Source organism: Corynebacterium lipophiloflavum DSM 44291 (assembly GCF_000159635.1).
Lineage (GTDB): Bacteria > Actinomycetota > Actinomycetes > Mycobacteriales > Mycobacteriaceae > Corynebacterium > Corynebacterium lipophiloflavum.
This window is the reverse complement of sequence record NZ_GG667196.1, coordinates 18,922-33,896: the sequence shown is the minus strand read 5'-3', so window position 1 is coordinate 33,896 and position 14,975 is coordinate 18,922. Positions and strand designations below refer to the sequence as shown.

At 64.6% G+C, this 14,975-nt stretch carries 18 protein-coding genes; 9 read left to right on the top strand and 9 right to left on the bottom strand.

Going from position 1 to position 14,975, the window contains the following annotated elements:
• Positions 1-11: 11 nt before the first annotated feature.
• From mca to HMPREF0298_RS09600, 3 genes are read left to right on the top strand one after another with little or no spacing between them, the layout of a single operon-like run.
• Complete coding sequence (mca, locus tag HMPREF0298_RS09610; RefSeq protein ID WP_006840984.1) at positions 12-884, top strand: mycothiol conjugate amidase Mca; 873 nt, start codon at positions 12-14, stop codon at positions 882-884.
• A complete protein-coding gene (locus tag HMPREF0298_RS09605; protein WP_006840983.1) occupies positions 881-1,177 on the top strand; it encodes a hypothetical protein in 297 nt (98 codons plus the stop codon). The genes mca and HMPREF0298_RS09605 overlap by 4 nt, the downstream gene beginning before the upstream one ends.
• A 23-nt stretch (positions 1,178-1,200) precedes the next feature.
• A complete protein-coding gene (locus HMPREF0298_RS09600) occupies positions 1,201-1,971 on the top strand; it encodes an isoprenyl transferase (protein ID WP_006840982.1) in 771 nt (256 codons plus the stop codon).
• Here HMPREF0298_RS09600 and coaA read toward each other — a convergent pair whose 3' ends face one another.
• On the bottom strand, positions 1,972-2,904 hold the full coding sequence (gene coaA / locus HMPREF0298_RS09595; protein WP_040423085.1) for a type I pantothenate kinase: 933 nt from the start codon (positions 2,902-2,904) through the stop codon (positions 1,972-1,974).
• Between the two features lie 88 nt (positions 2,905-2,992).
• On the opposite strand from coaA, the gene glyA reads away from it, so the two are divergent.
• Positions 2,993-4,285 (top strand): serine hydroxymethyltransferase, encoded by a 1,293-nt coding sequence (gene glyA, locus HMPREF0298_RS09590; protein WP_040423084.1) that lies wholly within the window; start codon positions 2,993-2,995, stop codon positions 4,283-4,285.
• Here glyA and HMPREF0298_RS09585 read toward each other — a convergent pair.
• Entirely contained in the window at positions 4,282-4,626 is a 345-nt protein-coding gene (locus HMPREF0298_RS09585; protein ID WP_006840979.1) for a DUF5997 family protein, read from the bottom strand. The two genes, glyA and HMPREF0298_RS09585, sit on opposite strands and share 4 nt — an antisense overlap.
• A gap of 23 nt (positions 4,627-4,649) precedes the next feature.
• On the opposite strand from HMPREF0298_RS09585, the gene HMPREF0298_RS09580 reads away from it, so the two are divergent.
• From HMPREF0298_RS09580 to HMPREF0298_RS09575, 3 genes are read left to right on the top strand one after another with little or no spacing between them, the layout of a single operon-like run.
• Entirely contained in the window at positions 4,650-5,228 is a 579-nt protein-coding gene (locus tag HMPREF0298_RS09580) for a LysR family transcriptional regulator substrate-binding protein (protein WP_006840978.1), read from the top strand.
• Between the two features lie 53 nt (positions 5,229-5,281).
• The gene (locus HMPREF0298_RS11660; RefSeq protein ID WP_006840977.1) at positions 5,282-5,866 is read left to right on the top strand and encodes an LGFP repeat-containing protein; all 585 of its coding nucleotides are present in this window, start codon (positions 5,282-5,284) and stop codon (positions 5,864-5,866) included.
• Between the two features lie 53 nt (positions 5,867-5,919).
• Positions 5,920-6,456: a GNAT family N-acetyltransferase gene (locus HMPREF0298_RS09575; RefSeq protein ID WP_006840976.1), complete on the top strand. Its 537-nt coding sequence runs from the start codon at positions 5,920-5,922 to the stop codon at positions 6,454-6,456.
• Here the strand turns inward: HMPREF0298_RS09575 and HMPREF0298_RS09570 are convergent.
• From HMPREF0298_RS09570 to glpX, 4 genes are read right to left on the bottom strand one after another with little or no spacing between them, the layout of a single operon-like run.
• Complete coding sequence (locus HMPREF0298_RS09570) at positions 6,453-7,949, bottom strand: MDR family MFS transporter (protein ID WP_006840975.1); 1,497 nt, start codon at positions 7,947-7,949, stop codon at positions 6,453-6,455. The genes HMPREF0298_RS09575 and HMPREF0298_RS09570 overlap by 4 nt on opposite strands.
• The gene (locus HMPREF0298_RS09565; protein WP_083789559.1) at positions 7,943-8,566 is read right to left on the bottom strand and encodes a TetR/AcrR family transcriptional regulator; all 624 of its coding nucleotides are present in this window, start codon (positions 8,564-8,566) and stop codon (positions 7,943-7,945) included. Before HMPREF0298_RS09565 ends, HMPREF0298_RS09570 begins: the two co-directional genes overlap by 7 nt.
• Positions 8,567-8,602: 36 nt before the next feature.
• On the bottom strand, positions 8,603-10,003 hold the full coding sequence (locus HMPREF0298_RS09560) for a class II fumarate hydratase (RefSeq protein ID WP_006840973.1): 1,401 nt from the start codon (positions 10,001-10,003) through the stop codon (positions 8,603-8,605).
• 47 nt (positions 10,004-10,050) lie between these two features.
• A complete protein-coding gene (glpX, locus tag HMPREF0298_RS09555; protein WP_006840972.1) occupies positions 10,051-11,070 on the bottom strand; it encodes a class II fructose-bisphosphatase in 1,020 nt (339 codons plus the stop codon).
• Between the two features lie 127 nt (positions 11,071-11,197).
• Here glpX and HMPREF0298_RS09550 point away from each other — a divergent pair, with 127 nt between their 5' ends.
• Complete coding sequence (locus HMPREF0298_RS09550) at positions 11,198-11,770, top strand: DUF4245 domain-containing protein (RefSeq protein ID WP_006840971.1); 573 nt, start codon at positions 11,198-11,200, stop codon at positions 11,768-11,770.
• Here the strand turns inward: HMPREF0298_RS09550 and HMPREF0298_RS09545 are convergent.
• Both HMPREF0298_RS09545 and xseA read right to left on the bottom strand, forming a co-directional pair.
• Positions 11,767-12,030, bottom strand: coding sequence for an exodeoxyribonuclease VII small subunit (locus HMPREF0298_RS09545; protein WP_040423083.1), 264 nt, complete (start codon positions 12,028-12,030; stop codon positions 11,767-11,769). The genes HMPREF0298_RS09550 and HMPREF0298_RS09545 overlap by 4 nt on opposite strands.
• 44 nt (positions 12,031-12,074) lie before the next feature.
• A complete protein-coding gene (xseA, locus tag HMPREF0298_RS09540) occupies positions 12,075-13,325 on the bottom strand; it encodes an exodeoxyribonuclease VII large subunit (protein WP_006840969.1) in 1,251 nt (416 codons plus the stop codon).
• A gap of 109 nt (positions 13,326-13,434) precedes the next feature.
• Between xseA and HMPREF0298_RS09535 the strand changes: the two genes are divergently transcribed.
• The gene (locus HMPREF0298_RS09535) at positions 13,435-14,388 is read left to right on the top strand and encodes a 4-hydroxy-3-methylbut-2-enyl diphosphate reductase (RefSeq protein WP_006840968.1); all 954 of its coding nucleotides are present in this window, start codon (positions 13,435-13,437) and stop codon (positions 14,386-14,388) included.
• Here HMPREF0298_RS09535 and HMPREF0298_RS11655 read toward each other — a convergent pair.
• Positions 14,385-14,966 carry a DUF6542 domain-containing protein gene (locus HMPREF0298_RS11655; RefSeq protein WP_006840967.1) on the bottom strand — a complete coding sequence of 194 codons (582 nt, stop codon included), beginning with the start codon at positions 14,964-14,966 and terminating at the stop codon, positions 14,385-14,387. The two genes, HMPREF0298_RS09535 and HMPREF0298_RS11655, sit on opposite strands and share 4 nt — an antisense overlap.
• Positions 14,967-14,975: the final 9 nt, after the last annotated feature.

Genomic DNA, 14,975 nt, shown 5'->3' with positions numbered 1-14,975 from the left:
GGAGATGTTGCATGCGCCTCTTGGCAGTTCACGCCCACCCAGACGATGAGTCGTCGAAAGGGGCGGCGACCATGGCGCGCTACGTCTCTGAAGGGCACCGTGTAAAGGTCGTAACGTGCACGGACGGCCAGCGCGGCGACATTTTGAATCCGGCGATGAATCGCCCGGGTGTGCTCGAAAACATGATGGAGGTGCGCCGTGAGGAAATGGCGCGCGCCGCAGCTGCGCTCGGGGTGGAGCACGAGTGGATGGGCTACGAGGATTCCGGTTTGCCCGAGGGGGACCCCTTGCCACCCTTGCCCGAGGGCTGTTTCGCACTCGCGGACACTACCGAGGCGACGGCGTCCTTGGTCAAGGTCATCCGCGAGTTCAAGCCGCACGTGATCATCACCTACGACGAAAACGGCGGCTACCCCCACCCTGATCACCTCAAGGTGCACGAAATTTCCATGCAGGCGTGGGAAAAGGCGCCGGACCCGCAGTTCGCTCCCGAGGCCGGTGAGCCCTGGACGCCGCTGAAGCTCTACTACACCCACGGATTCATTCTCCAACGCATGCAGCTTTTGCACGACCGACTCATCGAGCAGGGCGTTGCCAGCCCCTACGGCTCCATGATCAAGCGCTGGAAGGAAAACCAGGCGGACGTGATGAGCCGGGTGACAACCCGCATCGAGTGCGCCGATTATTTCGACCGCCGCGCCCAGGCGTTGGTTGCGCACGCCACGCAGATCGATCCCGCCGGCGCGTTCCTGGCCAGCCCGGTCGAGGACCAGCAGGCGGTCTGGCCGACCGAGGAGTTCGAGCTGGCCAAGACCCGCGTGTCCACGCACCTGCCGGAGGACGACTTGTTCGCGGGCATCAGCGAAACGGAGGAGGAGCAGTGATCGATACTGCCACGCTGACCAACGCCACCGGGTGGATTCTCGCCCAGGCGCCGCCGGAGACCCCGGTTGGGCCGGAGTTCGGCAAGGCCTCGCCGATCGGCATGCTCATCGTCGTCGCCCTCGCGGTGGTGATCTTGAGCCTCGGCTTCGCCTTCCACCGCAGACTGTCGCGCTTTAACCGGCGTCGGCTGTTTGCAGAGCAGCACGGTATCGACCCTTTCGACCAGGAGGCAATTGACGCGGCCATGGCCGAGGCGGGCGTGCTCGACCGTCGTCGTCAGCGCTTTATCTAACCGCTCGGCTGTAGGGTGGAATCGTGACTGTGCTGTCGAGAATCCTCTACCGCCTCTACGAGGCGCGGTTGAGGCGTGACCTGCGGGGCGAAAAGCGCCCCCGGCACATTGCGGTGATGGCCGACGGCAACCGGCGCTGGGCGCGCCACGTCGGATACACCGACGTCTCCCACGGCCACCGCGCCGGCGCAGCGAAAATCGGTGAGCTGGTGCGCTGGTCGGCCGAGATGGACATCGAGGTCGTCACCATCTACCTTCTGTCCACCGAAAACCTGCAGCGCACGACCGAGGAGGTCGAGCTGCTCTTCGACATCATCTCTGACGTTGTTGCTGATCTCGCGGCCGAGGACTACTCCTGCCGTATCAAGCTCGTCGGCCACCTTGAGCTTCTGCCCCCGGAGGTAGCGGAGAGAATGCAGCGCTCGGCGGCGGCGACGAGCGCGAAGCGCGGGCTCAGCGTCAACATCGCGGTCGGCTACGGCGGGCGCCAAGAAATTGTCGACGCCGTGCGTGCCCTGATTGGCGACGAGCTCGCCGCGGGCACGGCAGCCGCGGATCTAGCGAGCCGCGTCACAATCGACTCGATCGGGGAGAACCTCTACACCTCGGGCCAGCCCGACCCGGATCTCGTGATCCGCACCTCCGGCGAGCAGCGTCTCAGCGGGTTCTTGCTGTGGCAGGCCGCCTATTCGGAGATCTGGTTCACCGATACGTACTGGCCGGCGTTCCGGAAAATTGACTTCCTCCGCGCGCTGCGCGACTACTCGCAGCGCTCTCGCCGCTTCGGCAAGTAACTACATCTTGCGCATGCGTACGCGCTGCACGGAGTGATCGGCACCCTTGCCCAGCACGAGGGAGGCCCGCACGCGGGTGGGCAGGATGTTTTCCACGAGGTTCGGGAGGTTGATCGACTGCCAGATTTCGCGGGCTTCGCGGGTCGCGGAGGCGTCGTCAAGCTCGGCGAATCGAGCGAAGTGCGCGTCTGGCTCGCGGAAGGCGGTCGTGCGCAGTTGCAGGAAGCGGTCGATGTACCACTGCTCAATGTGCTCCGTTTTGGCGTCGACGTAGACGGAGAAGTCGAACAGGTCGGAGATCATCAGGGTCGGGCCGGTCTGCAGGACGTTGAGGCCTTCGAGGATGAGGATGTCGGGCTTGTCAACAAGCTGGTGCTCACCGGCGACAATGTCGTAGAGCTTGTGCGAGTACACGGGTGCCTCGACCGCTGGAGCCCCGGATTTGACGTCGGTGACAAAGCGCATGAGGTTGCGCCGGTCATAGGATTCGGGAAACCCCTTGCGCAGCAACAGGCCGCGTTCACGCAGCGTTTTGGTGGGGTAGAGGAAACCGTCCGTGGTAACCAGGTCCACCCGCGGGTGGGACTCCCAGCGCTGCAGCAGCACCTGCAGGAGGCGGGCGGTGGTGGATTTTCCCACTGCCACCGAGCCCGCTACCCCGATGATGTAAGGCACCCGCATCGACTCGCCCAAAAACATCGCCGTGGCGGTATTGAGCCGTTGCGCGGCCTCGACACGCAGGTGGATGAGACGGGAGATGGGCAAATAAATGTCCGCCACCTCGCGCAAGTCGATGTTTTCGCCGATGCCGGCGAGCTGGGCGAGCTCATCTTCCGTCAGCACCTGGGGCATTGCCGCGCGGCGGCGGCTCCAATCCTCGCGGCGGAAGTCCACGTACGGGCTGGAGGGGCTGGAATCAGCGGGGCGGGACATGGCACCCATTGTGGCATCTGGCGCTTATACTGGCTGAAAATGGATGACCTTAGCGGTCAGCCCCCGATACGAAAGGACCCGTGAAACCGTGTCTGAAGACCTCCGTTACCAGGAGCTCGCCTCACTGGACCCCGAAGTTCACGAGGCCATTGTCAACGAGCTCGGTCGCCAGCGGCACACGCTGGAGATGATCGCGTCCGAGAACTTCGTGCCGCGCGCAGTGCTGCAAGCGCAGGGCTCCGTGCTGACCAACAAGTACGCCGAAGGCTACCCCGGCCGCCGCTACTACGGTGGTTGCGAGCACGTCGACGTCATTGAGGACCTCGCCCGCGACCGCGCGAAGGCGGTGTTTGGTGCCCAGTACGCCAACGTGCAGCCCCACTCCGGTGCGCAGGCCAACGCCGCGGTGCTGATGGCGCTGGCGGAGCCCGGAGACACGATTCTCGGCCTCGATCTCGCACACGGTGGACACCTGACGCACGGCATGAAGATCAACTTCTCCGGTCGCCTCTACAAGGTCGCCGCCTACCAGGTGGAGCCCGACACCCACCAGATCGACATGGCGAAGCTGCGTGAGCAGGCGCGCGAGGTCGAGCCGAAGGTGATCATCGCCGGCTGGTCTGCGTACCCGCGTCAGCAGGACTTCGCGGAGTTCCGCTCCATCGCCGATGAGGTCGGCGCGTACCTGTGGGTCGACATGGCGCATTTCGCGGGCCTGGTCGCCGCGGGCTTGCACCCCTCTCCTGTGCCGCACGCCCACGTCGTGTCCTCGACGGTGCACAAGACGCTCGGCGGTCCGCGCTCCGGGTTCATCCTGACCAACGACCTTGAGCTGCACAAGAAGCTCAACTCCGCGGTGTTCCCCGGTCAGCAGGGCGGCCCGCTGATGCACGCGGTCGCCGCGAAGGCAACGGCATTCAAGATCGCGGGCACCGAAAATTTCAAGGACCGCCAGCAGCGCACCCTCAACGGTGCGCGCATCCTCGCCGAGCGGCTGATGCGTGACGACGCCAAGGCTGCCGGCGTGGACGTCGTCTCCGGCGGCACGGATGTCCACCTCGTCCTCGTTGACCTGCGCAACTCCGACATGGACGGCCAGCAGGCCGAGGACCTGCTCCACTCCGTGGGCATCACCGTCAACCGCAACGCCGTGCCGTTCGACACGCGCCCGCCGAAGGTGACCTCCGGCCTGCGCATCGGGACCTCAGCGCTGGCAACCCGCGGTTTCGGCGACGAGGACTTCACGGAGGTCTCCAAGATCATCGCCGAAACCCTGATCAAGGGCGAGGCAGCCGACCGCGAGGCGCTCCACGCACGCGTGGACGCGTTGGCCGAAAAGTTCCCGCTCTACCCGGAGCTCGAGAGCTGGAAGATGATCTAGCGCTCCGCGGCGTGGGTCGCGCGGGCGGCCCGCAGCCACTCGGGTTGATCCTTGAGCAAGGCGCTGATCTGCTCGGTGGTCAGCGGTGAATCCATGCCGTTCTTTTTCAAGGCGGTGATGCTGATCCCGAGCTTGCGCGCCACTTCGGGCCGGGGGTGGGGGCCGTTGAGGCGCAGCTCGGTGAGCCACTCGGGAGGGTTGGCCATAAGCTCACGCAGGCGGGCGTGGGTGATTGCGCCTTCCCGGAACTCATCCGGGGTGGCGGGAAGGTAGATGCCGAGCTTCGCGGCTGCGGTCGCCGGCTTCATCGCGGTGCCGGAGGGGGTCAACGAGTCAGTCATGGGCTCGACGGTAGCATTTGGGCATGTTGCGCCTTAGTTTCGTCACCGGCACCGAACCGGGAAAATGGTTTACGCGCTACCGGCAGGGAACCGACCACGGCCTGCGTGAGATCGGTCACGACGACCCCTTTGCGCTGCTTGAACAGGGCGAATGCAACCTCGCGCTGATGCGCCTTCCCGATGCGCGAGTCGACGATCGTCACCACGTCGTGGTGCTCTACGACGAGGCGCCTGGGGTGGCGGTGCCGAAGGAATCGCTTTACGCGCTGTCCGCAGAGCAGCTGACAGCGGCAGACCTCGACGGGGAGATTGAGAACTTTCGTTGGGTGGAGGGGGCGTCGACAAGCGATCTGCGTGACGCTCTGCGCGTAGTTGCGGCGAATGTCGGGGTGGCGTTCGCGCCGAAGCCGCTGCTGAAGGTGCTGGCGAAAAAGCAGGTCACGGTACGCGGTGTCGAGGGGGATCCAACGCAGATCGCGCTGGTGTGGCGGCGAGATGAGGACAGCGACGCAATACAGGATTTCGTCGGTGTGGCGAAGGGGAGGACGCCGAGGTCCTCGCGCTCGTCCCCCCGTACAGGGGGGAGACGCGGACGCCGTTAACCTAAAGTTTGCATAATGGAAAAATAAACAACGTTCTATGGAAAGGTTTTACCATGAATATTTCTCGCAAGATCGGCGCCGTCGCTGCAGCTGCCACCCTCTCAATGGGCCTCGTCGCCTGCGCCAACGAAGAGGGCGACACGGGAGCGGTCACGACGGTCGAAGAGACCGCAACCGAGACCAACACCATGACCGAGACGCAGGATCCCGCCGAGGCGACCACTGCGGGCACTGAGGTCGCCGACGGCGTGCCGGTCGCCACCGCTGACGGCACCGAGGCAATGGTCCCGGCTGGCCTGGCCGAGGCCATGGACAAGTTCACCTCCCCGGAGTACGGCGGCGACGAATGGGGTGAGCCGGTCAGCATTGACGAGACCGAGCAGGGTTGGATCGCAGCCTACGACAACGGCCACTACATCACCTGGAACGAAGAGACCGGTGGCGCCCCGATCTGGGGCAAGATCGGCGAGACCTGGGCAGATGAGAACTGGGGCGAGGGCGGCGTCGGTTTCCCGACCGCGGCCGAGACCCCGATCCCGGGCGAGATGGGCTGGACCCAGGAGTTCCAGAACGGCACCATCAGCTGGGCGCTTGATGAGGCAACCGGCGAGTTCGGACCTCTTATCGAGGCCAACTAAAAAAGTAGACAGCACTATTGCGTAGCCATTGATTTCGCTACACAATAGTGTGCATGTCTTTTAATGATTTCACGCTCCGACCAATCCGCCCGGAGGATTACCCGCAGGTTCGGGAAATCTACGAGCTGGGTCTGAAATCGGGCCACGCCAGCTACGAATCCAAGGGACAAAGCTGGGAGGAATTCCGGAGCAAGATGATCATTGAAACCGTTTTCGTCGCAGTCGACTCGGAGGACAACTCCCGGGTTGTGGGCTGGGTCGCCGCGGCGAAGGCGTCCTCGCGCAGTGTCTTCCACGGAGTAGTGGAAGATTCGATTTATATACACCCCGACGCTCAAGGGCGCGGGGTGTCTAGCGCGCTTCTGGACAAACTCATCGACACCTGCACAAGTCTCGACATGTGGGCAATCCACTCGTGGATCTTCCCCGAGAACAAAGGTTCGTCCAAGCTGCACATGTCCCGCGGGTTTACCAAGGTAGGCACCTTCCACAACATGGCGAAGATGACCTACGGCGACATGGCGGGACAGTGGCGCGCCACCGATGTCTACGAACTGCTGCTGCCGACCCCGGGCAAGCCTTCTGCTTAGGCGACAGTCTCCTTCAGTGGCTCCTGCTCCACGGGAAGCAACAGCACCAGCGCGACAAGCGCCGCTGGGGCCATGAGCAGGTATACGGGGGTGAGCCCGTCGTTGTAGCTGGAAATCACGGCGTCGCGGACAGCGTCGGGAAGCGTTGCCACGATCTCTGGGGTGAAGCTGTTGCGGGAAGCGTCGCCGGCGAGCATGTCACCGGGCAGGTGCTCGTTGAGGTTCTGGGTCATGTTGTGGATGAACAGCGAACCCACCAATGACGCCCCGAGCGCCGATCCCAGCTGGCGGAAGAAATTGTTCGTGGCGGTCGCGGTGCCCACCATGGAGACGGGGAACGAGTTTTGAACGATCAAAACTAGCACCTGCATCACCATTCCCAGGCCCGCTCCGAAGACGAACATGTAGGCGCCCAGCTTCGGCAGAGGCGTGGTCGGCTCCAGTTGGGAAAACAGAAGCAGCCCCAGCGCTGTCACCGCCATACCGGCAATGGGGTAGAGCTTGTAGTGGCCGGTGCGGGAGATGACGAAGCCGACGGCGACGCCGACGAAGAGCAGGCCGAGGACCATGGGGAGCATCATCAAACCGGCCTCGGTCGGGGTGAGGGAGTGGACCATCTGCAAGTATGTCGGCAGGTAGCCGAGCACGCCCATCATGGCAAAGCCCAGCACCACACCTGCCGCAGTGGTGAGAACCATGTTGCGGTTGCGGAACAGCCACATCGGGATCAAGGGGTTGCGCGCTCGTTTCTCCGCGACAACAAAAAGCGCCGAGGAGACGATCGCGGTGGCGATCAGGCTGAGAATGAGCGGGGAGCCCCAGGGGTAGTCGGTGCCGCCCCACGTGGCGGTCAAGGTGATGCTCGAGGTGGCTACCACCATGAGGACGGTGCCTAGCCAGTCGAAGTGCAGCGGTTCCGGGCTCGGCCCGCGCAGCCGCAAGACCACGAGGCACACCACCATTGCGATCAGGCCCAGCGGGATGTTGATCCACAGTCCCCAGCGCCAGCCGGGGCCGTCGGTGAACCAGCCGCCGAGCACTGGCCCGAGGACGGAGGAGACGCCGAATACCGCGCCCATTGCGCCCATGTACTTGCCGCGTTGCCTGGCCGGGACGACCTCGGCGATGATGGACTGCGAGTTCACCATCATCCCGCCCGCGCCGAAGCCCTGAACGGCGCGGCCGATGATCAGCGCATCCATGGAGTCGGCGAACCCGCCGATGACGGAGCCGATGATGAACAGCGAGATTGAGCCGATGTAGAGCCACTTGCGGCCGAGGCCGTCGCCAAGCTTGCCGTTCAGTGGCATGGCGATGGTCATGGTGACCATGAACACCGAAATGACCCAACTCATGTGGTCGACGCCGCCGAGCTCGCCGACGATGGTGGGCAGCGCGGTGCCGAAGACCATCTGGCCCAGCGAGCTCATCAGCATAGTGAGCATGAGAGCACCGAAAATGAGCCCGATGCGGGGTCGCTGCGCCTCTACCATGCCAACTCCTTGTAGTACGTGGTGTAGATGCGCGCCGCGCGACGCACCCCGTCGACGGCTGAATCGGTGTCGGCGGGGAATCGCGGGTTTGAGAGAAATAGCGACAGCGCGCTGCGGAACACCTCGATAACGGCGTGTACTTCCACGTGGACGGGGAGGTCGTGCAGCTTGCGGTCGTCGGGGAAGCGCTCAAAATGCTTCTCGACGGCCCGAGCCAGCGCGGTGAGGACATTGACGCGGCGCTTGTGCGTCGCGTGGGCCAACGAGGGGTTGTCGGCGACCATGACGCGGCGCCGTTCGAGCAGACCACGGTCGAGGTGCTCGGCGTTTTCTTTCAGCTGCGAGACGATGAGCTCAATTATGTTGTCGCTCGGGGTGGACTCAATGGTGGCCAGCGCCTCGCTGTCGAGTTCGAAGGGGAATGCCCCGAGGATGGCGTCGTCTTTGGAAGCGACGTAGTTGAAAAATGTGCGCCGCGAGATGTCCGCTGCGGCACAGATGTCTTCGACGGTCACGGCGTCAGCGCCGTGTTGTTCGACGAGTGCGAGTGACTCGTCGTAAATGCGGTAAAGCGTCGCCAGGCGCTTGCGTTCACGCAAGCAGGGGGAAGTAGGCACAGGGTGCAATGTTACACCCTGTGCAAAATTCCTGCCCTAGTTGCGGTCGGTGTTCGCCATCGACAAAACATCGAGACGGCGATCCAGCTCCTCCTCGGTGAGCTTCTCACCGTCGACGAAGCCGAGGTCAATGACCGTCTCACGGATGGTCTTGCCCTCCTTGAGCGCGGTCTTAGCCACCTTGGCGGCGTTTTCGTAGCCGATCGCCGAGTTCAACGGCGTGACAATCGACGGCGACGACTCAGCCAGGGTGCGCATGCGCTCGACATTCGGCTCGATGCCGTCGACAAGCTTGGTGGCGAACTGGCGCGCGGTGTTGGCCAGCAGACGCGCCGATTCCAACACGTTGCGGGCCATCACGGGGATGAACACGTTGAGCTCGAACTGGCCCTGGGTGCCCGCGAACGCGACTGCTGCGTCGTTGCCGATCACCTGGGCGGAGACCTGGGTGGCGGTCTCGCACAGCACGGGGTTGACCTTGCCCGGCATGATCGAGGAACCCGGCTGCAGGTCGGGCAGGTGAATCTCGCCGAAGCCGGCGAGCGGGCCGGAGCCCATCAGGCGGATGTCGTTGGCGATCTTGTACAACGACACCGCCACCGAGCGCATCGCGCCGGAGAACTCGACGAGAGCGTCACGGTTCGCCTGCGCCTCGAAGTGGTTCTTCGCCTCGGAGAGCTGCTCAACCCCGGTCAGGGATTTCAGCTCCGCGGTGACCTTGGCGCCGAAGTCGGCCGGGGTGTTGATGCCGGTGCCCACAGCGGTACCACCGATCGCGAGCTCACCGAGACGCTCGAGGGTGGCCTCGACGCGCTGGATACCCAGCTCGATCTGGCGCGCGTAGCCGGAGAACTCCTGGCCGAGGGTGACCGGTGTGGCGTCCATCAGGTGGGTGCGGCCGGACTTGACAACCGAGTGCCACTCCTTCGCCTTCGTGTCCAGCGAAGCGTGCAGCACCTTCAGGCCGGGGACGAGGTCCTCGACAGCGGCCTCGGTCGCGGCGATGTGGGTGGCGGTGGGGAAAGTGTCGTTGGAGGACTGGCCCATGTTCACGTCGTCGTTGGGGTGGACCTCAACGCCGTTCGCCTTGGCGATCGACGCAATGACCTCATTGGTGTTCATGTTCGAGGAGGTGCCGGAGCCGGTCTGGAAGACATCGATCGGGAACTGGTCGTCGTGCTTTCCTTCCGCGATCTCCTTCGCGGCCGCGATGATGGCATCAGCCTTCTGCGCGTCCAGGTTGCCCATGTCCTTGTTCACCTGGGCGCAGGCGGCCTTGAGCAGACCGAGGGCGCGGATCTGCTGCGCCTCCAAGCCGCGGAAGGAAATCGGGAAGTTCTCCACGGCGCGCTGGGTCTGCGCGCGCCACAGAGCGTCCACGGGAACCTTGACCTCGCCCATGGTGTCGTGTTCGATGCGGTACTGCTGATCAGCCATGTAAAAGCTCCTTTTAAGGTGTATGTGCGTGTGATCTAGTGCGGGATCTATTCCGTGGGGTCAGAGTAGTCGACCACGGAGAACTCTTGCAGCTTGGACAGCTGGTGGATCGACTCGACGTAGCGCACAGTCCCGGACGAGCCTCGCATCACCAGCGAGCGCGTCGTCGCGCCGTTTTTGCGGTACGACACCCCGCGCAGCATGTCGCCGTTGGTCACACCCGTCGCGGCGAAGTAGGTGTTGTCAGTGGAAACGAGGTCATCCATCAACAGCACGCGGTCGAGATCGTGTCCGGCAGCGAGCACGCGCTCGCGCTCCTCGTCGTTCTGCGGCGCTAGCTGGCCCTGGATCTCCCCGCCCAGGCATTTGAGCGCACACGCCGCGATAACACCCTCCGGGGTGCCGCCGACGCCCATCATCAAGTCAATGGAGTTGGTGTCCTGGGCTGCGGAGATCGCGCCGGCAACGTCGCCATCCATGATGAAGCGGACCTTCGCGCCAGCCTCGCGGATCTGAGCGACGAGCTTTTCGTGGCGGGGGCGGTCGAGGACCACCACGGTGACCTCGGAAGGCTTGACGCCTTTCGCCGCCGCGACGGCGCGCACGTTGTCCGCCACCGAGGCAGTGATGTCGATCTTGCCCGCGGCCTCGGGGCCGACGGCGATCTTGTTCATGTAGAAGGCGTCCTTCGGGTTGTACATCGAACCGCGCTCGGCGGCGGCGATCACCGCGATGGCGTTCGGGCGACCTTCCGCCATCAGGCGGGTGCCGTCGACGGGGTCCACGGCGAGGTCGACGAGTGCGCCTTCGCCGTTGCCCACCTTCTCACCGTTGTACAGCATCGGGGCTTCGTCTTTCTCGCCCTCTCCGATGACGATGACGCCGTCCATGGTGACCGAGTTGATCATTTTGCGCATTGCATCGACCGCAGCTCCGTCGCCCTCGTTCTTCTTCCCGCGGCCGACCCAGCGGCCCGAGGCGAGCGCGGCTGCCTCCGTCACGCGGACGAGTTCTAGAGCAAGGTTCCGGTCCGGGTACACCTTGCCCGATGCGGTCTGGTCAGTCATCGAAGGCAGCCTCCTGAGCTACAAATTACGGATTGGATCTCCCCCCCATTGTGACACTTCCGGGCACCCCCAGTGCACGACGCTGCCAATTCGGGGGTGAACGGGTGGACGTGCCATACTTGGGCACGTGGCAGGCAACGAAAAACCCCGCATTTTCCAGGACGGACGCGACATGTTGATCAACGTCGCGATCATCATCGTCGCCATGCTGGTTGTGGTCGGATTCACCGGGTTATGCACCTTCAACCCCGGCGCACCCGAGCAGGGTCCGGTTCAGGAGGTCGACGCACGCTCCTTCGTCCAATTGGAGTCGCGCGCCGTCGACTTCCCGGTGCGCTACCCGGAGATGCCCGCGGGCTGGACCACCAACTCCGCGCGACGCTCGATGATCGGCGGCGCCCCGGCGCCCGTCATCGGCTGGGTCACCCCCGGCGGCGGGTACATCCAAATGACCCAGACCGCCGCGCCGCTTGACGACGCCGTCCGGGGCATCGACGTCAACCCGCGCGAGCTCGCCTCCACCGAGCAGGTGGGTGGTACGCAGGCGCAGATCTATAGCTCCACCGCTGACGACGTGCGTGACGTGTGGGCGGTCGACATCACGGATGCGCGCCTGCTGTTCACGGGCGCGGCCACCGACGATGAGTTCCGCGAGCTCATTGAGGTTGCCGTGGGCACCGAAGCGATCCCGCGCGGCTAGGAGCCGGCCTGGTTGTCGGTGCGCCCGATGGCCTCTTCGACGCGTGTGGCGGCGCCGTCGAGAAGCAGCTCGCAGCGCTTGGCCAGCGCCTCGCCGCGCTCCCAGTACTTCAATGACTCGTCGAGGCTCATCTGGCCGAGCTCGAGGATTTTGACGGTTTCGACCAGTTCGTCGCGCGCCTGTTCGTAGGTCAAGGTTGCGGGGTCGGGAAAGGCGTTGTCGCCGGCCTCGCCGGTTCCAAAGGCGTTGGGGGTGGTCATGTCTACGGTGTGCTCCTTGTTGTTCAATGGTCCTAATCGGCGTTTTAATCGGCCGGCGAGCTCGACATCGCGGCCGCGGTGATCGAACCGTCCGCGACGCGGATGCGCAGCTGCGAGCCGGGCGGGGACTGCTCGATGGTGGTGACGACCTCGGGGCCGGAGCCGTCGCGCGGCAGGACCTGGACAACGGCGTAACCGCGCGCAAGCGTGGCGGACGGCCCGAGCGCGGAGACCTGGGAGCGCAACGCAGAGACCTTCGCCGACTCCTCGCGCAGCAGGTAGCGCACGTCGCGGCGGATCAGCGCGACGGCGCGCTGAACCTCGTCGCGGCGTTGGTTCAAGGAAGTCATCGGGTTCGCCAGGACGGGTCGGCTGCGCAGCGCCGTGATGGTGGAGCGCTCGCGTTCCACCCAGCCGCGCAGCGCGGCGTTCATCCTCGCGCGTGCCTCGTCGACGAAGAGGAACTCCTGCGCGGCGTCCGGGACCACCCGCTTCGCGGCGTCCGTTGGGGTGGCCGCGCGCAGGTCAGCGACGTTGTCAAGCACGGGGTTGTCCGGCTCGTGGCCGATCGCGGAGACCACCGGGGTGCGCGCCGCGGCGACGGCGCGCTGCAACGCTTCTTCCGAAAACGGCAGCAGGTCCTCGACGGAGCCTCCGCCGCGCGCGATGATGATGACGTCGACGGTGTCGTCCGCGTCGAGCTGGCGAAGCGCGGCGATGACTTCAGGGGTGGCGTTGGCCCCCTGCACGGCGGTGTTGATCACCCTGAACTTCACCGCCGGCCAGCGTGACTGCGCGACGGACATCACGTCGCGCTCGGCGGCGGACCCCTTGCCCGTAATCAACCCCACGGTCGCCGGAAGGTAGGGAAGCGGTTGCTTCCGGGAGGCGTCGAAAAGCCCCTCGGCGGCGAGCTGCTGGCGCAACTTCTCAATCCGCGCAAGCAGCTCACCCTCGCCGACGTGGCGGATGTCGGTGATGTAAATCGAAAACGACCCGCGGCCCGCGTAGAAGCTGGGCTTGCCTAACACGACGACGCGGTCGCCGTCCTTCAACGGAGTCGCAAGCGAGCGCAGCAGCGAGGTCTCGGCAGTGAGCTGCACGGAGACTTGCTCCTGGGTATCGCGCAGCGTCAGGTACGACATCTTCCAGGTCGGCTTGACGTTGATCTGGGTGAGCTGGCCTTCCACCCACAGCCATCCGAGGCGCTCAATCCACTTCTTTACCGTGGAATTGAGCCGCGCCACCGGCCACGGGTTCTCCGGCGAACTCTTCGATTGCGTCGATTGGGTCATCCAACCCCCTCCCTATCTGATAGTTGCGGTCGCGCGGGATTCTAGGTGCGAAACTACACAGTTTAGTGCCGTCTATCGTTTTAGACTTCTTTTGGATACCCTGGGTTCCATGAGTGAACAGGGAAAAAACGTCCTTCTCGCCGCCCCGCGCGGTTACTGCGCCGGCGTCGACCGCGCCGTCGAGACCGTGGAGAAGGCCTTGGAGAAGTACGGCGCCCCCGTCTACGTGCGCAAGCAGATCGTGCACAACAAATATGTTGTGGAAACGCTTGAGGAGCGCGGCGTGATCTTCGTCGAGGAGACCGACGAGGTGCCCGAGGGCGCACACCTGGTCTTCTCCGCACACGGCATCTCCCCGGCTGTGCGCGAGTCGGCGATCCAGCGCAACCTGCTCACCCTCGACGCCACCTGCCCGCTTGTGACCAAGGTGCACAACGAGGCGAAGCGTTTCGCCCGAGACGGCTACCAGATCCTGCTGGTCGGCCACGAGGGCCACGAAGAGGTCGAGGGCACCGCTGGTGAGGCCCCCGAGGTCACCCACCTTGTCGACGGTCTTGACGGAGTCGCTTCACTGCCGGACTTTGGCCCGGATCAGAAGTTGGTGTGGTTGTCGCAGACCACGCTGTCGGTGGACGAGACGATGGAGATCGTCAACAAGCTCTTTGAGCGCTTCCCGCACTTGGAGAACCCGCCGAGCGATGACATCTGCTACGCCACCCAGAACCGCCAGGTCGCAGTCAAGGCGATCGCGCCAAAGTGCGACCTGGTCATCGTCGTGGGATCGCAGAACTCCTCGAACTCCAAGCGCCTCGTCGAGGTTGCTCTTGAGGCGGGTGCGAAGGCGTCCTACCTGGTGGACTTCGCCCGCGAGATCGACGAGTCCTGGCTGGAAGGTGTCATGACCGTCGGCGTGACCTCGGGAGCCTCCGTGCCGGAGATTCTGGTGCGCGAGGTGCTCGAGTACCTCGACGATCGCGGCTACAGCGACATCGAACAGGCGACGACGACAACGGAGACCATCACGTTCTCCCTGCCGCGCGACCTGCGACCCTCGCGCGTCTAGCGGCCGCGGCGACGGCCTGCGGCTTCACGCTGGGCCATGATCTCGCGCAGCTCATTGACCGTGACGGTGCGTTCGCGGGCGCGGCGACCTTCGTCGGTGGTTCGCCGGTTGCTGCGCGCGACGCGGCGGCGCTCCTCCCGCTCGCGACGCGCCAAGGCCTGGTTGTAACGCTTCAGAAGGTGCAGTCGGGTAAACGCAATCAGCGCTGCGCCGAGGGTGGCCGCGAGGAGCACGGGGAAGAGTTGCAGCAGCGGGTAAGCGATCACGAGTACGTCCGTGCGCGACACCCCGGAATCACCTGAGTTAATGAACCACCCCGTTGCCACCGCGGCGACAACGAAGGTGATTGGGACTACCGCCACCGTGATGAACAGCCCGCGTGGGTTCACGAGCGTTGCCGCCGCGAGCGCACCGAGGGCGAAAAGCGTGAGGAACGGCCACGAAATCTGCCCCACGTAGATGGACAGCAACGCGCCGGTGAACAGGGCAGCGCACACGATGGCTATGGCCGAGCCCGTGGCTAGACCGTCGAATGAGGCGCGGGTGGCGCGCGAGTTCCTAGGCGACGCGTGTGACACGCTGCATTA